The 21,849-nt window shown below is 53.8% G+C and carries 22 protein-coding genes; 16 read left to right on the top strand and 6 right to left on the bottom strand.

The genetic code is table 11. From position 1 onward, the window contains the following. Positions 1–57: 57 nt before the first annotated feature. From PVT68_RS11110 to PVT68_RS11100, 3 genes are all read left to right on the top strand, one after another. A complete protein-coding gene (locus tag PVT68_RS11110) occupies positions 58–2,154 on the top strand; it encodes a M3 family metallopeptidase (protein WP_280318039.1) in 2,097 nt (698 codons plus the stop codon). Between the two features lie 70 nt (positions 2,155–2,224). Further along, entirely contained in the window at positions 2,225–2,497 is a 273-nt protein-coding gene (locus PVT68_RS11105) for a YheV family putative zinc ribbon protein (RefSeq protein WP_407666092.1), read from the top strand. A gap of 21 nt (positions 2,498–2,518) precedes the next feature. Then, positions 2,519–3,325 (top strand): hypothetical protein, encoded by an 807-nt coding sequence (locus tag PVT68_RS11100; protein ID WP_280318038.1) that lies wholly within the window; start codon positions 2,519–2,521, stop codon positions 3,323–3,325. A gap of 21 nt (positions 3,326–3,346) precedes the next feature. Here PVT68_RS11100 and PVT68_RS11095 read toward each other — a convergent pair whose 3' ends face one another. Next, positions 3,347–4,015, bottom strand: coding sequence for a hypothetical protein (locus tag PVT68_RS11095; RefSeq protein WP_280318036.1), 669 nt, complete (start codon positions 4,013–4,015; stop codon positions 3,347–3,349). 150 nt (positions 4,016–4,165) lie between these two features. Further along, complete coding sequence (locus PVT68_RS11090; RefSeq protein WP_280318035.1) at positions 4,166–5,440, bottom strand: MATE family efflux transporter; 1,275 nt, start codon at positions 5,438–5,440, stop codon at positions 4,166–4,168. 489 nt (positions 5,441–5,929) lie between these two features. On the opposite strand from PVT68_RS11090, the gene coxB reads away from it, so the two are divergent. Genes coxB through PVT68_RS11070 form a run of 4 tightly spaced genes read left to right on the top strand, consistent with a single transcriptional unit; the run spans position 5,930 to position 10,163 of the window. Further along, positions 5,930–7,090: a cytochrome c oxidase subunit II gene (gene coxB, locus PVT68_RS11085; protein ID WP_280318033.1), complete on the top strand. Its 1,161-nt coding sequence runs from the start codon at positions 5,930–5,932 to the stop codon at positions 7,088–7,090. Positions 7,091–7,114: 24 nt separating this feature from the next. After that, the gene (gene ctaD, locus PVT68_RS11080; RefSeq protein ID WP_280318031.1) at positions 7,115–8,665 is read left to right on the top strand and encodes a cytochrome c oxidase subunit I; all 1,551 of its coding nucleotides are present in this window, start codon (positions 7,115–7,117) and stop codon (positions 8,663–8,665) included. Positions 8,666–8,693: 28 nt separating this feature from the next. After that, positions 8,694–9,266 carry a cytochrome c oxidase assembly protein gene (locus PVT68_RS11075; RefSeq protein ID WP_280318029.1) on the top strand — a complete coding sequence of 191 codons (573 nt, stop codon included), beginning with the start codon at positions 8,694–8,696 and terminating at the stop codon, positions 9,264–9,266. Between the two features lie 6 nt (positions 9,267–9,272). After that, positions 9,273–10,163 (top strand): cytochrome c oxidase subunit 3, encoded by an 891-nt coding sequence (locus PVT68_RS11070; protein WP_280318027.1) that lies wholly within the window; start codon positions 9,273–9,275, stop codon positions 10,161–10,163. Positions 10,164–10,263: 100 nt separating this feature from the next. Here the strand turns inward: PVT68_RS11070 and PVT68_RS11065 are convergent, their stop codons facing one another. Continuing rightward, positions 10,264–10,488 (bottom strand): DUF2909 domain-containing protein, encoded by a 225-nt coding sequence (locus PVT68_RS11065; RefSeq protein ID WP_280318025.1) that lies wholly within the window; start codon positions 10,486–10,488, stop codon positions 10,264–10,266. Positions 10,489–10,520: 32 nt separating this feature from the next. Here PVT68_RS11065 and PVT68_RS11060 point away from each other — a divergent pair, with 32 nt between their 5' ends. From PVT68_RS11060 to PVT68_RS11040, 5 genes are all read left to right on the top strand, one after another. Next, positions 10,521–11,360 carry an SURF1 family protein gene (locus tag PVT68_RS11060; RefSeq protein ID WP_280318024.1) on the top strand — a complete coding sequence of 280 codons (840 nt, stop codon included), beginning with the start codon at positions 10,521–10,523 and terminating at the stop codon, positions 11,358–11,360. A 72-nt stretch (positions 11,361–11,432) separates the two neighbouring features. After that, complete coding sequence (locus PVT68_RS11055; RefSeq protein ID WP_280318022.1) at positions 11,433–12,077, top strand: hypothetical protein; 645 nt, start codon at positions 11,433–11,435, stop codon at positions 12,075–12,077. Positions 12,078–12,095: 18 nt separating this feature from the next. Beyond that, the gene (locus tag PVT68_RS11050) at positions 12,096–13,145 is read left to right on the top strand and encodes a COX15/CtaA family protein (protein ID WP_280318020.1); all 1,050 of its coding nucleotides are present in this window, start codon (positions 12,096–12,098) and stop codon (positions 13,143–13,145) included. Positions 13,146–13,279: 134 nt separating this feature from the next. After that, complete coding sequence (gene cyoE / locus PVT68_RS11045; protein WP_280318018.1) at positions 13,280–14,188, top strand: heme o synthase; 909 nt, start codon at positions 13,280–13,282, stop codon at positions 14,186–14,188. 2 nt (positions 14,189–14,190) lie between these two features. Then, positions 14,191–14,859 carry an SCO family protein gene (locus PVT68_RS11040; RefSeq protein ID WP_280318016.1) on the top strand — a complete coding sequence of 223 codons (669 nt, stop codon included), beginning with the start codon at positions 14,191–14,193 and terminating at the stop codon, positions 14,857–14,859. 15 nt (positions 14,860–14,874) lie between these two features. Here the strand turns inward: PVT68_RS11040 and PVT68_RS11035 are convergent, their stop codons facing one another. Continuing rightward, on the bottom strand, positions 14,875–16,176 hold the full coding sequence (locus PVT68_RS11035) for a hypothetical protein (RefSeq protein ID WP_280318014.1): 1,302 nt from the start codon (positions 16,174–16,176) through the stop codon (positions 14,875–14,877). Positions 16,177–16,497: 321 nt separating this feature from the next. Here PVT68_RS11035 and PVT68_RS11030 point away from each other — a divergent pair, with 321 nt between their 5' ends. From PVT68_RS11030 to PVT68_RS11020, 3 genes are all read left to right on the top strand, one after another. Further along, positions 16,498–17,952, top strand: a complete 1,455-nt coding sequence (locus PVT68_RS11030; protein ID WP_280318012.1) for a UbiA family prenyltransferase — start codon at positions 16,498–16,500, stop codon at positions 17,950–17,952. Beyond that, a complete protein-coding gene (locus PVT68_RS11025; RefSeq protein ID WP_280318010.1) occupies positions 17,949–18,314 on the top strand; it encodes an EamA family transporter in 366 nt (121 codons plus the stop codon). Before PVT68_RS11030 ends, PVT68_RS11025 begins: the two co-directional genes overlap by 4 nt. Positions 18,315–18,537: 223 nt before the next feature. Then, the gene (locus tag PVT68_RS11020) at positions 18,538–19,110 is read left to right on the top strand and encodes a CPBP family intramembrane glutamic endopeptidase (protein ID WP_280318008.1); all 573 of its coding nucleotides are present in this window, start codon (positions 18,538–18,540) and stop codon (positions 19,108–19,110) included. 12 nt (positions 19,111–19,122) lie between these two features. On the opposite strand, the gene PVT68_RS11015 is transcribed toward PVT68_RS11020, so the two are convergent. Both PVT68_RS11015 and znuC read right to left on the bottom strand, forming a co-directional pair. Further along, positions 19,123–19,935: an iron chelate uptake ABC transporter family permease subunit gene (locus PVT68_RS11015; RefSeq protein ID WP_280318006.1), complete on the bottom strand. Its 813-nt coding sequence runs from the start codon at positions 19,933–19,935 to the stop codon at positions 19,123–19,125. Beyond that, on the bottom strand, positions 19,932–20,738 hold the full coding sequence (gene znuC, locus PVT68_RS11010) for a zinc ABC transporter ATP-binding protein ZnuC (protein ID WP_328517471.1): 807 nt from the start codon (positions 20,736–20,738) through the stop codon (positions 19,932–19,934). The genes PVT68_RS11015 and znuC overlap by 4 nt, the downstream gene beginning before the upstream one ends. A gap of 185 nt (positions 20,739–20,923) precedes the next feature. On the opposite strand from znuC, the gene PVT68_RS11005 reads away from it, so the two are divergent. Continuing rightward, entirely contained in the window at positions 20,924–21,832 is a 909-nt protein-coding gene (locus PVT68_RS11005; RefSeq protein WP_280318004.1) for a metal ABC transporter substrate-binding protein, read from the top strand. Positions 21,833–21,849 lie beyond the last annotated feature (17 nt).

Here is a 21,849-nt window from a genome sequence, read left to right as displayed (position 1 = left end):
TTAGCGGCCATCCCCGGGGCGATTGTTTTTGTATCCGCTTACCGACAAGGAATGCCCATGTCCGACACGCTGTGGTCCAACCCGCTGTTAGAGTCCCACGTACTGCCGCCATTCGATCGAATCCAGCCACAATTTGCGGAGCCCGCAATTGTCGAGTTGGTCACTAAATGTCGCGAACAGCTTCGATCAAGTATGGAAAACGCCGGAGAACATCCGGTTTGGGAAGAGACACTGGCGCCGCTCGAAGAGGTGCAGGACAAGCTGGGCAAGGCGTTCAATCCAGTGTCGCATCTCAACAGTGTCCTGAGCGGCGACTGGCGAGCCCCCTATGAAGCCTGCCTGGCAAAGGTGACCGAGTACTGGACCGAAGTAGGGCAGGACCCGGCGCTTTACGCAGTTTATCGCTCTCTTGCCAAGGCGCCGGAATTCGCCAGCTGGCCACAGGCTCGCCAGCAGGCGGTGCGCCACGGTCTGCGGGACATGCACCTCGGCGGCGTGAGCCTGCAAGGCGCGGCGCGGGAACGTTTTGCGACCATCAGCAAACGCCTCGCGGAACTGAAAAGCACCTTTGCCAACAATGTCCTTGATGCGACCAACGCCTGGACGCTCAATATCGAAGATGAGTCCGAGCTGGCCGGTATTCCGCAGACCGCGCTCGACAGTGCCAAGGCCCTTGCAGAGTCCAAAGGCAAGAAAGGCTGGTTGCTGACGCTGGATGGGCCCTGTTTTCTGGCGGTGATGACCCATGCCGACAACCGCGATCTGCGCCACCAAATGTCCACGGCTTATATCACCCGCGCTTCCGATGTGGGTCCCAACGGCGGTGAGTTCGACAACACGAACGTGATGGCGGAAATTCTCGCACTGCGCGCCGAGCAGGCCCATCTGCTGGGGATGAAAAATTACGCCGAACGCTCCCTCGCCAGCAAGATGGCGCGGGACCCCGAGGAGGTGGAAAACTTCCTGTGGGACCTGGCCAAGCGCGCCCGCCCGGCGGCGGTAAGAGAGTTCGCCGAATTGCAGGCATTTGCTGCCGAGCAACTGGACATAGAGCAATTGCGGCCCTGGGATACTGCTTGGGCCGCGGAAAAACTCAAGCAGTCCCGCTATGCGGTCAGCCAGGAAGAGCTTCGACCGTATTTCCCCTATCCGAAAGTACTTCAAGGGCTGTTCGCGGTGGCGGAAAAGCTTTTCGGGGTGACGGCTGAAGAAGACCCCACCATTGCCACCTACCACCCCGACGTGCATTTTTACTGGCTGAAGCGTGGAGAAGAGCCGATCGCCGGATTTTATCTCGACCCCTATGCCCGGGAGAACAAGCGCGGCGGAGCCTGGATGGATGACGCGCGGGTAAGGCGCCAGTGCGTCGCCGGATTACAATTGCCGGTAGCCTATCTGGTGTGTAACTTTAGTTCTCCCACCGCCGCAGGCGCTTCTTCACTTACCGCCGCAGACGCCAGGTCATCATCAAAAGGCACTCCGGCGCTGCTGACCCACTACGAAGTCACCACACTGTTTCATGAATTCGGCCACGGGCTGCACCACATGCTGACACAGGTGGATGTTGCTGCTGTTTCAGGTATCAATGGGGTGGCCTGGGATGCGGTGGAATTACCGAGCCAGTTTCTGGAAAACTGGTGCTGGGAACCGGAGGCACTGGCGATGATTTCCGGGCACTATCAGTCTGGTGAGCCATTGCCACAAGCGTTGCTGGATAAAATGCTCGCGGCAAAAAATTTCCAGTCTGCCATGTTCACCACGCGTCAGCTGGAATTTGCGCTGTTCGACTTCCTGCTCCATTCTCGACCAGAGGGCGCCAATGGATTGGAAATCCAGCGCCTGATCAACGAGGTGCGGGAAAAGGTGTCGGTGGTTCCGGTATCCCCGGAAAATCGTTTTCAGCACAGTTTCAGCCACATATTTGCCGGTGGTTACGCCGCGGGATATTACAGCTATAAATGGGCGGAAGTGCTCAGTGCGGATGCCTTTTCCCTGTTCGAGGAGAAAGGTATTTTCGATTCTGAAACCGGCAGGAAATTTCTTGCCACGGTATTGGAGCAGGGAGGCAGTCGCGATGCTCAGGAGCTGTTTGCCGAGTTTCGTGGCCGCGCGCCGAAGATCGATGCGTTGCTGCGCCATTCGGGTATAGAGTAGAGATAAATAGAGTAGTTCGGTTTTAGTCTCGCCGGGCATTGATGGATTCAGGTTATTTAAGAGGTAAACCTTGAGCGAAGAATTTGAAAAACCGGTAAAACGCCGGTTTATTGCCGGTGCGGTTTGTCCGCGCTGCAGTGAAATGGACAAGATAGTCAATTACAAACTGGGCGATAAAAATTATCGTGAGTGTGTTGCCTGTGGATTCAAGGACGAAATTCGCCTGCAGTCTTCCAGACCGCGGGAACTCGATACGCGGGTGAATCAGACGCAGGACAGGGAAGTGGAAGAAACCGCGGTTAAAATATTGCAGCCGCCCACTGGTCCGGCCGATAAAAAATAATCCACAGAAAGCCGGCTCCATTTGAAAAAATTCTACCCCCTGATTGCACTGATCATTGTTCTGGCAATAGCCGGTACTTATGGCCTTGATCACTATCGCAAGCAACGAGAGTACCAACAGGCCCAGACGGCGCACCTGATCACCCGCTGCGTAAATCAGGGGTTGCTGTCGCTGTTCGCGCTGCAGGGGAATGACTGGGAAAAGAATCCGGACTTTCTCGACAAAGAGGAAAAGCGATTAGAGCAGCGGATTGCAGCGTCGCCCGATGCAGTACTGGATGGAAAACCGTTTTCCGACTGGCAGGGTGCGTTGGAAATTTGTGATCGGCTAAAGGTCAATACCACTCGTCAGCACAGGACAATTTTCCGGTCGCTGACAGAAATGGCAAAAAAAGAAATATGGAGTCTGGATACTGCGAGGAGTGAGCCATTCCAGAAGCGGCGTATAAGCGCAATCTACCGTACTAAAGTCGCCGCGGAAGCGGCGGCACAGTATATAGATGATCTCGAAGCAGATATAAGCAGACTGCTGCCGGTCGGCAGATTTTCGCCGGAGACGCTCGCGCTGGTGGAACAGCAATTACAGGAATTTATCTTTGCTAAATACCGCAAAGGGGGGTTCAGTAAGCGCAGGGTACAGCAATACCTGGAGCGCCAGCAGGCATTTTACCAGTTGCTGAAGGACAACCCGAACGGCTTCACCCTGCGCGGCGGCAGTCTGTTTTTCTACGATAAAAAATTGCACCGTGAGGCGGATGAACTCAATCGCGCGCTGCTTCAAGGAGAAGCGGAATTTTTCTCCAGTTGGCGTCAGATCGTGAAGCAATAATCGCGAGCCTGTGGGCAAGTTTCAGTGCGCAGGGTCGAATTGGCGGGCGAGTGCCGCCAGTGATGGCGAGCACAGTTCTATCTGCATATGACGCGCGAAGTCTGGCCACTCCCCGGGCACATCTTCATAGCGCTGTTTGTACAGAATCATCGATATCAGGTGTGCAGGATCCAGTTCCACGGGCTCGAAGCGCTGTAGCAATATGTCGGTGAGACCATCCAACTGACCCGCGAGGGTTTCCCCGAGCAGTTCCCGCACCACCAGGTTCGCCACCATGGAATCCATGGGCAGTAGCGGTGTGCCGCAAAGTGGCTGCAGAATTTCGTTAATTTCCTCCATGGTGCGGTGAGCCAGGTAGGCTTCGTCGAGTATCGAACCAAGGCCGTGTTCGTGGGGCTGATTTTCTGGAATCTCACTGAAACTGTGAAGAATCAGTTCCCGGATAGGGCGAAAATCCAGTCCACCGGCCTGGCATATTTGATCCAGGCGTTCCAGCCAGGAGGGGATTACCTGAATATAGCGGATCACAAAGCAGGTGATATGCAGGGGTGCATCCCGCTGTGGCAGCTGGATACTGCGATGCAGATTCCGCAGGGTATCGTGTAACGAGCGCCGGAAGCGGCTGCGCGCCTGCTCTGCGGTGACTGCGCGGTCGATACACTGTTGAATCAATTGATAATGGTCAGACATATAAAAACGAAAACAGCATGACCCGCTCCCCGTTTCTTTGTCTGCAAACCCCCGTTTTGCCCCTGGATCAGGGCGACTCTCTACAGAGTACGCAAAGAGAGCGGACAAGACTGCTTAACGTTGGAGTAGGCCTGGGTGCCGTACCTCCAGTTACATCCAATATTTTTTGTTAGTGTAGATGTAAAAGTAGACTAATAGCCCAGAGGAGCGTGCGCCAAACCACAAAAAAAGGCTGAACCAGATGCCGGCATTGTTATATTGGCGGGTAAACCACCAACAAGGTAAAAACACGATCACAGTCGCGATGAACATGGTGTCACGCATCTGGCGGCTTTTCCCCGCGCCGATAAATACTCCATCCAGCTGGTAGCTCCAAACTGCCACCAGTGGCAACGCACACAACCAGGGGTAATAGGCATCACTGGCGGCCAAAACCGCGGGAATGTCCGTGAACAGCGGCAGAATCCAGTCTTTCCCCAATAGCAGTATCAGCGTAATCAACAGTGCGGAACCCAGCGCCAGGACGCCGGCTGCGGTCGTGGTGCGCTGGAATTGGGGTGCCGACCGGGCGCGGACAGCGCGTCCTACCAGGGCCTCTGTGGCGTGAGCAAATCCGTCCAGTGCGTAAGAGGTCATCATCAGCAGTTGCAGCAGTATGGCATTGGCGGCCAGTAGGGTGTCGCCCTGACCGGCGCTCTGAGCGGTAAAAAATGTCAGGGTAAACAGCAGCAGGCAGGTACGGACAAACAGGTCGGAATTGATCCGCAGCAGCTCCATCCAGGGGGCCGCCTGCTGCCAGGGCCAGAAGTTTCTTGCCGCCCGGAATTTGCCGATTTCCTCCAGTGCCGCTGGATGGCGGGTTACCAGCAGCCGCCATCCGAGGATAAAGCCACCAAGATCCGCACACACCGAGGCCCAGGCCGCGCCCCGGGCCCCCATGTCCAAGCCCAGGATCAAGACCAGGTCCAGCAGGATATTGAGCAGATTGGCGGCAACCAGGATCGCCAGTGGCGTGCGGCTGTCACCGCGGCCGATAAAAAATCCCAGCAGGGCAAAATTGGCCAGCGCCAGTGGTGCGCTTAGCAGACGGATCTGCAGGTAGCTGTGGGCGTGAGGCGCGGCATCCGCACTGGCGTTCATCCCCTGGGTGATCAGGGGCAGCAATGGTGAGGCGAGCAGCAGTAGCAGTATTCCAAGGGCGAAGGCCAGACCCAGGGCCCGCAACAGCCAGGCCGCGCCACTGTCCACGGAGCGCGCGACAAGCCCGGTAGTACCCATCCGCAAAAAGCCGAATGCCCACAACAGCATGGAAATCACACTGGCTCCGATGGCGACACCGGAAAGATATTCCGCACTCGGCAAGTGCCCGAGAACCGCAGTGTCTACAGCACCCAGCAGGGGCACGGTAATGTTGCTCACGATCATGGGCCAGGCGAGATGCCAGACCCGCAAATATGGGGTGCTGAAGCGGCCTGTGCGCGGGGATCTTGTGGGGTTAATCAGCGTTTCCTCAATTGACTTTACGGTTGCGATGTGTTTCTTTTGCTCAGAGCTAGATGCGACAAAAAGACACAGGTAGTTGGTTGTACCTTCCGGGCGACGACATCTGAAGTAAAAAATAACAAGTTGCACTGACAGCAGTAACGCGCAGCTGAGGTCTCCCCCGGTTCGCGTACAGTGTATGTAGTCTTGCTTTACTACAGCATGTCCACATGAATGTGTGGATACCTTCCCGTCTGATGATGCGGGCAGACTCCAGTTCTCGGAACAGCCAATCGCTGTTACAGGGTTTTGCTATCTTGATGGTTGCAGAGCCGCGACCGCACACAGCGCAGTATCTGTGTGGCAGGGCCGCCGCAATGTGATCGCAGGAAAGCGACTCGCGAGAATAACAAACATGGAGATCTGCAGGCGATGTTGATGGGCTTCAAACGGCTGTTCGCCTTTCTGACCCTCTCTGCGATTGCGCCCGGTATTTTTGCCCAGGAAACTGCGCAAAATTCCGCTCAGGGTGCAGAGCGCTGGGGGGTCAATATGACCCAGGGGGTAACCGAAGTTTCCCGTACCACCTACGATCTGCACATGCTGATTTTCTGGATCTGCGTGGCAATTGGCATCGTGGTTTTCGGGGTGATGTTCTACAGCATGTGGCGTCACCGCAAAAGTAAGGGATACCAGGCCTCGCAGTTTCACGAGAGTACCCTTGTTGAACTGGCCTGGACCATTGTCCCCACCCTGATTCTTATCGGCATGGCGATTCCCGCCACCAAAACCCTCTACGATATCTACGACACCAAGGAAGCCGATCTCAATATCATGATCACCGGCTACCAGTGGAAGTGGAAATACGATTATCTGGGCTCCGACGTTTCCTATTTCTCCAATCTTGCTACCCCGCATTCCCAAATCAACAACCAGCAACCCAAAGGTGATCACTACCTGCTGGAGGTGGACGAGCCATTGGTCGTGCCGGTGAACAAAAAAATCCGCTTCCTGATTACCGCCAACGACGTGATCCACGCTTGGTGGGTGCCGGATCTGGCAGTGAAGAAGGATGCAATTCCCGGCTTCGTCAACGAATCCTGGACCCGTATCGACGAGCCCGGTATTTATCGCGGTCAGTGTGCGGAACTCTGCGGCAAGGACCACGGTTTTATGCCCATTGTGGTCAAGGCGGTACCGGAAGACGAATACCACGCATGGCTTGGCGAGCGCGCCGAACAGGCCGCACTGATCAAGGAGTTGACCAACAAGACGTTCACCTTCGACGAGCTTTACGAGCGCGGCAAAAAAGTTTACGCAAGTACCTGTGCGGCTTGCCACCAGCCCAATGGACAGGGGGTGCCCGGTGCATTCCCGGCCATTGCCGGTTCCAAGGTTGCCACTGGCGGTATGGATGGCCACCTGAGCATGGTGGTAAATGGATCGCAGAAAAACCCGGCGATGCAGGCCTTCGGTGCGCAGCTCAATGAAGTGGATCTCGCCGCGGTCATCACCTACCAGCGCAATGCCTTCGGTAACAATATGGGCGACACCGTGCAGCCCATCGACATTCTCAATTTCAAGAATAAGTAAGCAGGAGCCGAAAGGAGTTTAGTTATGGCACACGGTCCGAAATCCGGTTTTACCCGCTGGCTCTATACCACGAACCACAAAGATATCGGTTCGATGTATCTGTGGTTCAGTTTTGCGATGTTCCTGCTTGGCGGATGTATGGCGCTGGTGATCCGCGCCGAACTGTTTCAGCCCGGCCTGCAGATTGTGCAGCCGGCATTTTTCAACCAGATGACCACCATGCACGGACTGATCATGGTGTTTGGCGCAGTGATGCCGGCCTTTGTTGGTCTTGCCAACTGGATGGTGCCGATGATGATCGGCGCTCCGGATATGGCGCTGCCGCGCATGAACAACTGGAGTTTCTGGATCCTTCCATTCGCCTTCGCGATGCTGGCTTCCACGCTGTTCATGGAAGGTGGCGCGCCCAACTTCGGCTGGACTTTCTATGCACCACTGTCCACCGAATACGCACCGCCGAGTGTGACCTTCTTTATCTTCTCCATTCACATCATGGGTGCGTCGTCCATCATGGGGGCAATCAATATTGTCGCCACCATCCTGAACATGCGCGCGCCCGGCATGACACTGATGAAGATGCCACTGTTCGTATGGACCTGGCTGATTACCGCCTATCTGCTGATTGCGGTGATGCCAGTGCTTGCGGGCGTGGTCACCATGATGTTGATGGATATCCATTTCGGCACCAGCTTCTTCAGCGCCGCTGGCGGAGGTGACCCGGTATTGTTCCAGCATGTGTTCTGGTTCTTCGGCCACCCCGAGGTATACATCATGATCCTGCCGGCGTTCGGAATCGTGTCGGCGATCATTCCCACCTTCGCACGCAAACCGCTGTTCGGCTACAGCTCCATGGTGTATGCCACTGCGTCGATTGCGTTCCTGAGTTTTATCGTATGGGCACACCACATGTTTACCGTCGGCATGCCTGTCGCCGGTGAACTGTTCTTCATGTATGCCACCATGCTGATCGCCGTACCCACGGGGGTAAAAGTATTCAACTGGGTCACCACCATGTTCCGGGGATCAATGACATTCGAGACGCCAATGCTGTTCTCAATAGCCTTCGTGATCCTGTTTACCCTTGGGGGCTTCTCCGGCCTGATGCTGGCGATTGCCCCGGCGGACTTCCAGTACCACGACACCTACTTTGTGGTAGCACATTTTCACTATGTGCTGGTGCCCGGAGCCATTTTCTCCATTACCGCAGGGGTGTATTACTGGCTGCCGAAATGGACCGGCAACATGTACAACGAAACCATGGGCAAGGTGCACTTCTGGCTTGCGTTTATTGGCCTGAACGTCACCTTCTTCCCGATGCACTTCGTTGGTCTCGCGGGCATGCCGCGACGTATTCCGGATTATGCGCTGCAGTTTGCGGACTTCAACCAGATCGCAAGTATTGGTGCTTTCCTGTTTGGTGCCGCGCAAATCGTATTTCTGTTCAACGTGATTCGCACCGTTCGCGGTGGTCGCAAAGCCTCCGACGAGGTATGGGAGAACCCGCAGGGACTGGAGTGGACCGTGCCTTCTCCTGCACCGTATCACACGTTCAGCGTTCCGCCGGTTGTTCGTTGAGCTGACAAAAGTAAAGCGGATAGTAAGGATGTCGTTGAGCGCAAACGCGAAAACTTCGGTCTTGTTGCTGGGCTTAGCGGTCAGCATGCTTGGATTTGCGATTTTCGTCATGCCACCGTTGTATGACGCTTTCTGTGAAATCACCGGCCTCAATGGCAAAACCGGAAGCCGCTACGAAGCGGTTCCCGCCGCGGTGGACACTAGGCGAACGGTAAATGTGCAGTTTGTTGCCAGCAATAACGAAAATATGCCCTGGGAATTCAAGCCGGCAGTCGTTGAGATGCGCGTGCATCCTGGCGAAGCAGTGGATACGGTATTCCATGCCCGTAACCCGACCGATCGCGATATGGTTGGGCAGGCGATTCCCAGTCTTGTGCCGTTCAAGGCGGCAAACTATTTTCATAAAACCGAGTGTTTCTGTTTCAACCAGCAAATACTGGCGGCCGGCGAAGCCGCTGAACTGGGCCTGCGGTTTATCGTGGACCCGGATCTGCCCGCAGGGGTAAAAACCATAACGCTTTCCTACACTTTGTTTGACGTGACGGAAAGAATTGCCAAGCAGGCAAACAACAAAAATACCGACTCCGAGCGAGAGGGATAAATAATCATGGCTACCGAAAGCAGCTACTATGTGCCCGAGCAGTCCCGGCTGCCGATCTTCGCTACCACAGGTCTTTTTCTTACCGCCTTCGGTGCTGCCAATTGGGTGAATGGCGGCACCTCCTATATTTTCTTCGCTGGCGCGCTGTCGTTGGCCACGGTGCTATGGTTCTGGTTTTCTGCGGTCATTCGCGAAAATATGCAGGGCTTAAACAGTGACCAGCTGAAGCGCTCCTATGTATGGGGTATGGGGTGGTTTATTTTTTCTGAGGTGATGTTCTTTGCAGCCTTCTTCGGTGCTCTTTATTACATTCGTACGTTTACCTTGCCATGGTTGGGTGGCGAGGGCGACCGTGGCAGTTCAAATATGCTGTGGGAAGGTTTCCAGAATACCTGGCCGCTGATGGTAACGCCGGAGCAGGCTGTGAGTGGCGATGCGGCGAAAGTTGTCGGACCCAAAGGCATTATTGATCCCTGGCACCTGCCGCTGCTGAATACCTTTCTGTTGTTGGCTTCCAGTGTTACCGTGCATATTGCCCATGTTTTTCTGAAAAAGAACAAGCGTCAGGGCTTCAATCTGTGGCTCGGTGTTACTATCGTATTGGGTGCTTCCTTCCTCTTCTTTCAGGTGGAAGAGTACATGGAGGCATACCAGGATCTTGGTTTGACGCTGGAATCCGGCATTTATGGTACAACGTTCTTTATGTTGACCGGGTTTCACGGCGCTCACGTAACGATGGGCACCATCATGTTACTGATCATGCTGTTGCGTTCGGTAATCGCCCAGCACTTCAAACCGGATGATCATTTTGGTTTCGAAGCGGCCAGCTGGTACTGGCACTTTGTGGATGTCGTTTGGGTGGGGCTGTTTATCTTCGTTTACGTATTGGGTGCCTAGCTGATCGCCTCAATCAATAAGCCCGAATAGCGGCCTCTATTAAATATGTATCCAGCATAGAGAAACGCATCGAGGGAAGCAGCGGGGCCGCAAGAATCGATCAATACTTGTTGGCCCAGGGGGCAGTATTGGACAGGATTCCGCTGTAAAACCCATACCAGATGGCGAGCAATAGCAGTGCAGCGAGGGAAATACGAATACCCAGTGCATAGAGCGTGCGCTTCGATTCGGGTGCACCCATATCGCGCAGAAGAAAAACAAGGGCGCTGGTCAGGCTGGCCAGCACGGCGAGAAACAACAATACAATTATTGCTTTAAGCCACATAATAAACGCCATTTATAGAAGTATTTATTGGCATGACAGCTCCCAACAGGTCGCCCACAGAATACGACGACGCATTCGTTACCGGGACAGGTATAGTCTCCACCAAAAATCGGGAACCATCACGAGAAACCAGTGTAGCATTTATCCGCAACTGGCCACTCACAATCCTTTGTCTATGTTTATTGCCCGCATTGATTGTGCTCGGCAACTGGCAGTTGTATCGGGCAGGTCAAAAACAGCAAATACTGGACGACATTGATGCCCGTCTCGCCGCTCAGCCAAAGAAAATCGATCAAATACAAGAGCTGAAAACGTACATCCCGGTACGATTGACCGGCTTTTATACCGATGAATTCTTCTACCTCGACAATCGCACCCGCAACGGACGGGTGGGCTATGAAATTCTACAGGTGTTCGAAACCGGAAACAGTTCACAGGGCGAGGCTCGTTGGCTGATTAATCGTGGTTGGTTACCCGCGGGCAGTGACCGCACAAAGGTTCCTGCGGTTGCCTATCCGCTGGCAGCCAAAGTCATTACCGGATTTCTGTATCCGAGTATCACCAATGACCAGGCTCAAACTCGACAAGTACGGCTGGCACCACACAGCCGAATTCAGCAGCTGGGTCCGTCCTTCAATGAAAGTCTGAATCTAAACCATGCGTCCTGGCACATTCGTCTGAGTGCTGATTCGGATACGGCTTTTTTGACCAACTGGCAGTTGGTCAATATCAGGCCGCAGAAGCATATCGCCTATGCAGTACAGTGGTTTTCCATGGCCGTTGCCTTGCTGGTACTCTGGCTACTCGCAGCCACCAATCTAAAGCAAATAGTGCGAGAAAAGTGGTTTAAAAGACCGTCGGAAAGGACATAATCAAACCATAAAAATAACGAGCACCCGAGCCGCACTTTTTGGGTCGTAACGGTGCAACAGCGAGGTGGAAACGTGGCTGAGAATCTTCCCATCGAAACCGTGGTAGCCTCAAACCGATCCGAGACGCAACCAGCGAGGTTGAATCGCTTCGCCGGTATCGGCGTACTTGCGGCTGTGGCGCTACCCATTATTGCCGCCTACATCGTGTTTTACACCGGTGTCGGCATGCCCATGGGGAAAGTTAATCAGGGAGAGCTCCTGAGTCCGCCGCTCAGTATTTCGGATATCGAACTCCTGTCGAGTGGTGGGAAAAGGGTAGATCTCTCTTTGGAATCCCCCAAGTGGCGTTATCTGATTGTGACGGATGACAAGTGCGCGGGCGAATGCGAAAAGCTGCTCTATACCACACGCCAAGTACATATCCGCCTAGGTGAAAAGGCCAGTCGGGTAGAGCGGTTACTTATTACGAGTGAGCCTCTTAGTGCAGCGTACCAGGGGGAACTTGCCAGCCAGCATCCTCGCTTGCATTTTGCCACCGTGGATTCGCAACAGATCGATTTGTGGCTGGCAAATAGTGACCACGCGAATTTAAAACGTCCCAGCACATTGCTGCTGGACCAGCGAGGGTTCGCGATGATGGTTTACGACAACCGCCACAGCGGAAACCAGCTACTCAAAGATATCAAACGTCTACTGAAGTACTCCTACGAACAGTAAGGAGCAGGGAAGGTGCTAATGCGCGTAGAATCTGACATTACTGAACTGCGTAAAAACTACAAAAATGACTGGCGTTTCCGTCTTGCCCTGGTCGGTACCTTTCTCGCGCTGGTCGTTGTGGTATTGGGGGCATTCACCCGTCTGTCTCACGCAGGTCTCGGATGCCCCGACTGGCCCGGTTGTTATGGCCATTTGTTGTGGCCGAACGAGAGCCATGAAATCGAAGCGGCCAACCTTGCGTATCCCGATGCTCCAGTGGAGACGGACAAGACCTGGCCGGAAATGGTTCACCGTTACTTTGCCGGGACGTTGTTATTACTCGTTGTCGGACTCACCTACATGTTCTGGCGTCGCCGGGGACATCGCGGCTTTGTTCAGAGCCACATACTCCTCGGCTTGATCCTGTTGCAGGCGGTATTTGGCATGTGGACTGTCACCCTGAAGCTTTGGCCTCAAGTGGTTACCGCCCATCTACTTGGGGGAATGTCTACCCTTGCGGTTCTGTGGATGTTGGCGGAACGCTTGCGCTATCGCCGGCGCCTGATATCCCCCAGAGAATTTACCGCGCTGCAAAAGCTTCGGCCACTGGCCATTGTAGCGGTGATTGCGGTAGGTCTGCAGATCGCGCTCGGTGGCTGGACCAGTGCGAATTACGCCGCGCTGGCCTGTCCAGATTTTCCCACTTGTCATAACCAGTGGTGGCCGGCGGCAGACTTCAGTGAAGGCTTTAATGTGGCTCAGCATATCGGTCCTAATTATCTGGGCGGAGCCCTGGAAAACGATGCGCGTACGGCCATTCATCTGACGCATCGGCTGGGCGCGATTATCGTCAGCTTGCTGGTGTGTCTGGTGGCGTTTAGGGCCTGGCGGGCCGGGTCGCGTCGCTGGGCAAAGGGACTGCTTGCAGTGTTGTGCTTGCAAGTGAGTTTGGGAATTGCGAACGTGGTGATGTCACTGCCGTTGCCGATAGCGGTAGCGCACAACGCCGGCGCGGCTCTGTTGCTGTTGTGCCTGCTGACATTCTGTTACCGGATAAACACCGTGCAACCAGATATTGGGAAGATGTAATGTGTTAGGGATGTTTGGTTTCCTATAACACCACGGGTGGTTGCGCCATCACAAAGCGTGATTCATATCCCCTAATGTCGAATACCCCATCGAAAGGACTTCGATAACATAATAATGACAATGAGGTGGTGACCATGAGTACTCAGGCAGTAAATGTTCACAGCGCAGGTTGGCGCGATTACTACGAACTCACCAAACCGCGGGTGGTGATGCTGATGATCCTTACCTCGGTGATCGGCATGCTGCTGGCTACTCCGGGCATGGTGCCACTGGATGTGCTGATCCTGGGTAATCTCGGTATAGCCCTGTGCGCGGGCGCGGCTGCAACGGTCAACCATGTCGTCGATCGTCATATCGATGTCAAAATGGCTCGCACCAACAACCGTCCCGTGGCGCGTGGTCGGGTCGAGCCGCAAAAGGCCCTGGGATTTGCGCTGTTCCTGGGCTGCATCGGCATGACAATACTACTCGGGTTTATCAATGCGCTTACCGCATGGCTGACGCTATTCTCGCTGCTGGGATACGCAGTGATCTACACCATGTTCCTTAAACGCGCGACACCACAGAATATTGTGATCGGAGGTCTTGCCGGTGCAGCGCCGCCGCTATTGGGGTGGGTTGCGGTTACCGGTGATATCCATGGTCATGGCCTGCTACTGGCGCTGATTATTTTTGCCTGGACACCACCTCATTTCTGGGCGCTCGCCGTGCATCGTCGGGATGAATACGCGAAAGCAGAAATTCCCATGTTGCCGATTACCCATGGTGAGCACTACACCAAAGTTCATATTCTCCTGTATACCTTTATGCTGCTCGCCGTCAGTCTGCTGCCTTTTGCTACGGCGATGCTGGGTTGGATCTACCTTCTGGGGGCTGTGATATTAGGTCTTGGATTTCTCTACTGGGCGGTGGAAATGCTGCGGGGCAAAAATCCCAAAGCAGGCATGGAAACTTTCAAGTATTCGATCATCTACCTGATGGCACTTTTCTGCATCATGCTGCTGGATCACTATCTGGTGGCATTGCCAACAAGTGGGGTTTGATCATGGGTGGGAATGTGCAGCATACACCGGAACAGAAGCGCGGAATTTTGTTGACGGTGTTGGTAATCGTCATATTCATTATTGCAGTGCTTGTGGGGTTTGTGCACAAACTGAAGCAACCGCGGGTTATTTCAGACACCGAATTACAAATAAATGGTGCGATAAAATTAGAGCGTCCGCGTATTCTGGATGAATTCGAATTGCTAGCGGATTCCGGCGAGGTATTCACAACGTCGCAATTCGAGGGGCGCTGGACGCTGGTGTTTTTTGGGTTTACGCACTGTCCGGATGTATGCCCTGGTACCCTCGCTACACTGAATAATTTTTACAAGACTCTGGATGAAGTGACCCGCGTTGACACCGATATTGTACTGGTTTCAGTAGACCCCCAGCGGGACAAGCCCAAGCAATTGGGCGATTATGTTCGCTACTTTAACCCGAATTTTTACGGAGTGACCGGTGAATTTCTGAGTCTCAAGCGTTTTGCTACCCAGCTGAATGTGCCCTTTAACAAGGTGCCGTTGGAAAATGGTGACTACACCATAGATCACGGCTCGCAGGTAGTACTGATCAATCCCCGAGGACACTATCACGGGTTTTTCAAGGCGCCCCTCGATCCGGCAAAAATGAAACTGACCTATCGCTCAATACGTGCGACATATCGGGGTTGATACGAACGTGAATTTTTAGCGACTGCCTGGTGAAATATTGTCGACGGCTCTCATTCTTTGACGTTGCAACCGCGCTTGGTAAAAATCAAAAAGCCAGACGAGGGTAATAGCTGCGAAGGCCGCTACGAATGGCACCGTAGGCAGGTGATAGCGGTCCTGGGAAACAATTATGGCGTGGATACCTGCGCTGCTTGCCCAGCTGAGAGTAAAGGGGTGGCACGCCAGCTTCCAAAGTGTAAAGTTTCTCCACATCAGTAACATACCGACAAATCCGCAAGCCACCAGAATGAGCCAGTAAAACTGTGTCAACGCCTTGAGGGGCAACAGTGCACGCTGTCCCAGTGTTTTTTCAATCCCCTCTCTATTCCAGCTGACTCCGATAGTTTCATAACTGTGAAACCTGTAAAGCTTGTAAAAACTGCGTTTAACAAAGGCGACTGGCTCGGCAGCGATATACTCCAGAGCCTGTTGTTTGAGAATCTTACTTTGCTCATAAGTATTGCCGGCCTGGTCTTTTACATTTTTTGGGATATTTGCATAACCACCATCGGTATCGGGGGAGTTCCCCATCCAGAAAACAGAGCCACCGTTTGACGAATTCGGCACAAAATCGTGATAGAGCTGGTAGTTTCGATAGGCCCAAGGTGCCACCATGATTACGATTACAGCCAGGGCACACAGGGTTCGGCCGCAAACCTGGGAAAAGCGTTGTGTCGAGTACAGAACGCAGGAAATGGCAAACATCAAGATTGCAACGGTGATTAGTGGCCGTACATAGTAGGCCGCCGCGAAAAGCAGCCCCGCGGTTAAGGTGAAGCGACTAATGGTTGCCGGTGCTGTGACAAAATAATAAAAGCCGGCCATGGACAAAAACATATAGGGCAATTCGCTGGCCAGTACTGTCACATAGAGGATGCCTGTGGGCCAAAAAGTGAGTAGGTAAGCGGTGAGAATTGGCGCGCGAGAATACGGTAGAAAAACTTCGCACAGCCGATAAGAAAAATAGATGATTCCCACAGAGAGCAGAATATTGATAAATACAATTGGCCAGTAACTGTGGCCAAACAGCATATACAGGCTGGCATACAGCGCCGAAGTTCCCACCGCCCAATAACTTTCCGGGGTTTCAGGTGACCAGCCATATGTCCCGTGCTGCCAGATATTTAGCGCGAATATGTCGTAGGCATGACTGTCAGACAGAGGAACGACCGGAATCAATAGAGCCCAAAGCAAACGCAGGCCAGTGGCGAGGGTGAGCACAAAGCTCAATTTTGGTAACAGAGCGCTTAATCGTTCCATGATTTCCTGCTTGGTCATCCTTGTGTATATTGCAACACTATAAGCTAACTGTATTTCGATTTAAAAATATTCTGAACAGGATTGTCAGTGAACAGAATGGTATATTTGTTGCTGTCGATTGTTATATCGTTTGTTAAATATCGGCGCGGATGCGATATCCTTGCCGGAAATTTACCGGATCGTATAGTGGATTAATTTATTTCGACACGATTATCGGTAAATTTGATGGATCTTTCCGACGATTGATCACCTTTGGCCATGGAGGTCAGGCACACTGTTGTGTCTGGAAGGGGCGGTCCCGATACCGCCGAACATATTATTGCTTATGGAGTGAGCAAAGTGACTAATAATTCGTCACCCATGATTGTGGATCTCGATGGGAGCCTGATCAATACCGACCTTCTGTATGAGTCCTTCGTACGCAATATTTTCGTCCGCCCCTGGGATATTTTTCTGCTGCCGCTGTGGCTTATGCGAGGTATTGCTTATCTCAAATACCGCCTGGCTCAGAAAGTCATGATTGACGCAGGCTGCCTACCCTACAACGATCAACTGATTCAGTACCTGAAAGAGCAGAAAAAAGCGGGGCGCAGGTTGATTCTATGTACTGGTGCCAGTGAAAGATTTGCCCATGCCATCACCGAACACCTTGGGTTATTCGATGAGGTATATGCGACGAATATCGATACAAATCTCACGGGTTCAAAAAAAGCGAATTTGTTAAAAGATAAGTTTGGCGAGCGAGGTTTTTCTTACGTAGGTAATGAAGCCAAAGACCTTAAGGTTTGGAAGTTTGCCGACTCTGCCGTTGTTGTAGGTCCATCTGACAAATTGCCGTCACAAGTGGCGAAAATTTGCCAAATAGAGACATTGGTGCCAACCAAGAAACTATCGATCGGCACGATATTGGCGCAAATGCGGATCCATCAGTGGGCAAAAAATGTATTGCTGCTTGTCCCATTGCTGACGTCACACAAGCTGTTCGATCAGGCTTCATTTTCAAATATTATTGTTGCTTTTTTTTGCTTCGGCTTGTGCGCGTCAGCTACTTACATCATTAATGATATATCAGATCTTGATTCTGATCGGATACACTGGAAAAAGAAGACCCGGCCGCTGGCTTCCGGGGTGATGCCAATAAAAACGGGATTGTTGTTGTGCTTAGTCCTTTTTTTGGGTTCGGGAACATTGCTTGCACTATTACCGGTTTGGTTTGCAGCAACATTGTGCATATATGTCGTATTAACCTTGGGTTACAGTTTCCTTTTCAAACGATTACAGACTGTAGACATCGTTGTACTCGCCGGCCTGTATACCTTACGAATTATCGCAGGAGCAGCTGCTATTGATGTCCCGCTATCCTATTGGTTACTAGCTTTCTCGATGTTCGTATTTCTGTGTCTGGCGTTGGTGAAACGAATTTCAGAGATTCATAAAAAAATAAACGCGGATACGGCTGTTGATAAAGTTTCTGGTAGAGGATATTTCGTTTCCGATCTGAGTGTTTTGACGAGTCTCGCATCTTCTGCCGGTATGGTATCCATACTGGTATTTGCGATGTATGTGAACAGTAATGAAGTGGTGCAGATGTATCACAGCCCGCTGGTTCTCTGGCTGGCTTGTCCTCTATTTGCTTACTGGATCATCCGCATACTGATTATGGCCTCACGCGGGGAAATCGATGAGGATCCCATTGCATTTGCCATCAAAGACAAACGTAGCTGGGCAACCGGTATATTACTTGCAGGGGTCCTCGCGGCAGCCTGGATGCCATCTATGGAGGTGTTGGCATGAATACGATGAACCTATCGGTTATTTTGGTGACCGTATTTATGTCTGCTTGTGCACAGTTATTGCTCAAGCTGGGTATGCAGCGTGCAGGTGTTGATTTTATGCAGGGCGGGGTCGCAGGAATTTTGCGGGTGCTATTTAGTCCTCATGTATTTTCAGGGATTTTCGTCTATGCGGTGAGTGTGCTTGTGTGGCTTTGGGTGTTATCCAGGGTAGACCTAAGTATTGCCTATCCGTTTGTGGGACTCAGCTTTATTTTTACATTGTTGTTTGGCTACGCCTTCCTGGGCGAGTCAGTGAATGCGATGCGGATTGGGGGGTCTCTATTGATAGCCGCTGGCTGTATTTTTGTCGCTAAATCATAATCCAATGTATACGCTGAAGCTCGAATCTGGTGCGCCCGTCGTTCGCGATGAACGTACCATGGAACAAAAATATATCTGGTTGCCTGCGGCGTTATTGTGTCTGCTAATAATACCCTTCGGTTGGATTGGCGTTTTTGCGCCAGCCATCTGGATGGGGCTGGTAGCAATAGAGAATGTTCGGGGCTGGAAGAGGGCCGTCAGTTTTGTTATCACGGCGCTGTTGATGTACACCGTTTCCAGCGGAAAAATTCCCGGTAATCAGCACATTCCTTTGTTATCCCCCTATGTCGATTCTGATGGCAATACGATTTATGCCAGTTTTCGGCCGGGCAAAGCGGTAGTTGCTATTACCATCGTTCTGCTATTGCTGATACGGCCGCAACCGTTCAGCCGGCATGACTTGCCGGTAATGGGGCTTGCCATAGGTGTGCCCATTGTTGCCGGCGCCTTTCTGATTGGATTCTATCCCAAGCTTACGGCGACCATTGCTATCGCGGCACTGATCAATTTGCTGGTGGTGTGCATTGCCGAGGAAGGGTTTTTCCGCTGGGTGTTGCAACGGGGGTTGGCAGAGTGGCTAACAAAATGGCCGTGGCTGCCAACGATTGTTGTAACGCTGCTCTTTACCACTGCGCACACGGGCTGGGCCGCATCACCGGTTTTGCTGGCATTGGTGGGTGTTGCCGGCCTCGGTTACGCACTGGTGTGGCAATTGCGAGGTAGCTTCTGGGCCTGTGTGCTTACTCACTGGGGCGTCAATCTGTTGCACATGACGCTACTCAAATACCCGGGTTGATTACGGACAAACTCAGTTTACCTGTTCACGGTATAAAAACTGTCCCAGCAAAAAGAGTAGCCCCGCCGCGAGTACGATAGAGGGGCCTGCGGGACTGTCCCAGATGATTGATGCGCTCAGTCCGAGCAAAACCGCGATACAACCAATGAGTGACGCGAAACCGGCCATCTGTTCCGGGGTCCTGGAGAGTCGCCGCGCAGTGGCCGCCGGAATGATCAGGAGTGCAGTAATCAGCAGTACCCCAACCACCTTCATGGCGATGGCAATCAGCAGCGCCAGCATCAGCATCAGTGCCAGCCGAACTCCTTCAATTTTCACACCTTCTACGGCGGCTAGCTCTTCGTGCAGGGTAAACGCGAGCAGTTTCGGCCACAGCAAAAAGAGCAGCACGGCAATTCCCGCCGCTGCTGCTGCCATCAGCATCAGGTCATTGGAGGAAACCGCCAGCAGATCACCGAGTAGCAACGACAGCAGGTCTACATTGATCTCCAGCAGGCTGACGGTGACGATACCCAATGCCAGCATGGAGTGGGAGAGGATACCGAGCAGGGTGTCCACGGATAGGTTCTGATGACGGTGGAAGTACACCAGTAATAGCGCTAGCAGGCAGCTGCTTGCACCCACAGCGAGGGTTGGCTGGATATGCAGTACAAACCCGAGGGTGACACCGAGTAGCGCCGAGTGGGCGAGGGTATCGCCGAAATAGGCCATGCGGCGCCACACCGCAAAGCAGCCGAGAGGACCGCTGACCAGGGCCACCAGCAGGCCGGCGCCGAGGGCGTACCAGAGAAAAGTGCTGTTCAGTATCTGGGAGACGTCGTTCACTGGTCGTCGCTGCTCTTGGGTTCAAGCTGGTGGGAAGGCGGAGGGGTGACTGCGTGTACGTGATTGTGGTCGCAGCACTCATCCACGACATCGCCACTCAGGTCGTGATGATGGTTGTGTTGATGGGTGTACAGCGCGAGCTTGTCGCCAAACATTTCCAGATAGGCGGGGTCGCGGCTGACCTGTTCCGGGTGGCCGTGGCAGCAGATGTGTTGATTTACACAGAGCACCCGGTCGGTGGCCGCCATCACCAGGTGCAGATCGTGGGAAACCAGTAATACTCCACAGTGCAGCTCATCGCGTAGTTGCGCAATCAATTGGTACACCTCCGCCTGGCCTCCGAGGTCGACCCCCTGGGTGGGTTCGTCCAGCACCAGTAGTTGCGGCTTGCGCGCGGCGGCGCGAGCCAGCAGAACCCGCTGCATTTCGCCCCCGGACAGGTCCGCCAGGCGCGCGTTGGCCAGATGCGGGGCGGCGACGCGCGCCAGTGCCTGGGCGACGTCTACGTTGTCGATACCCAGCTGCAGGAACCGCCCCACTGTCATTGGCATGGTGCCGTCAATTTGCAGACGTTGCGGCATGTAGCCCAGGCGCAGCGCGGGCATGCGCTCCACCGTGCCGCTGGTTGGCCTGGTCAAACCCAGTAACAGGCGCAGCAGAGTAGTTTTGCCGGCGCCGTTGGGGCCAATCACGGTGACGATTTCGCCGCCGTACAGATCCAGGGAGATGTCCCGCAGCAGCTGCCGTCCAGCGACTTCCAGGCCGAGATTGCGTGCGCGGATAAGCGGTGTGGAAGTGCTCAGGGGGTACTCCTGGTCAGCTGAATTGATACCGGGACGGGTGAATGGTTGGCGAGTGTAAGCCTGGTGTGATTATATCGCACCCCCTTTGAGGGGCGGCGTTCGTCTCGGTGTCGCGACCTGGCGCCGAATCGTCAGCCTTTGATATTGCCTCTGTTACTGGAAATTTGCCGCAGGACAGCTTGTACATGCCCAGCCGATTTTGCCGATCACTTACCGCCCTGTTTATTGTCTGCGCCCTTGTCCTCAGCGGCTGTGGCAAGGCCCCCGAACCCGAGAAACGCGATCAACCGCCAACCGATGGCCTGACGTTGCTCGCCAGCATTGGCCCCGTTGCCATGATTGCCAGGGCGGTGGCTGGAGACAACGTGGTGGTTCGGCAGTTGATCGCCAATGCGGATCCTCACCACTATGCGCCGAAAGTTACCGATCGCATGGCGATGGAATCGGCACAGCTGGTGGTGTGGATGGGGCCTGAGATGGAGACGGTACTCGCGCGGCAGATGGCGCTGGTACCTGCGGCGCGGCAGTTGCGGTTGTTACAGGACAAAACGGGTTATGAGTTCGAGGGCGCCGATCCTGCGGATCCCCATTTGTGGTTGCGCCCGCGCAACGCGGCGGTGATGGCAGCCCAGATTGCCTCCCGGTTGGTAGTGCTGGATGCCGTGAACGCGGAAGGTTATCAGCAGCGGGCGCGAGATTTTTCCCGCGCCATGGCGAATCTTCAGAAAGTGCAGGACAGGGCGTTGTGGGCCTACAAGGAAGTGCCCATCGTCACTACCCACCAGGCGTACAGCCAGTTTTTTGGACCTGCCGGGGTGCAGGTGAAAAGCCTGAGCGGCGCGGCCAGTCACCAGCACGGTGCCCGCACAATGCTGGAACAACACCGCCGCGGACAGGCTGGCGCTACACGTGGATGCCTGTTCGGGGAGGTCCCGGCGAATGAACGTGACCGCCAGACCGCAGAGCATCTCAATCTGGGCTATCAGGCGCTGGACCCGTTGGGCACCAGGATGCCGGCAAACGCGCGTTATCCTCAGCTGATGGAGCAATTGCTCGCGGATGCGCGCAAGTGCCTGGGCGAGATCCCTGACTGAGGCTGGCTGAGATGGGG

This window comes from Microbulbifer bruguierae, from assembly GCF_029869925.1.
In the GTDB taxonomy this organism is placed as follows: domain Bacteria; phylum Pseudomonadota; class Gammaproteobacteria; order Pseudomonadales; family Cellvibrionaceae; genus Microbulbifer; species Microbulbifer bruguierae.
This window is presented reverse-complemented; position numbering and strand designations above follow the sequence as displayed.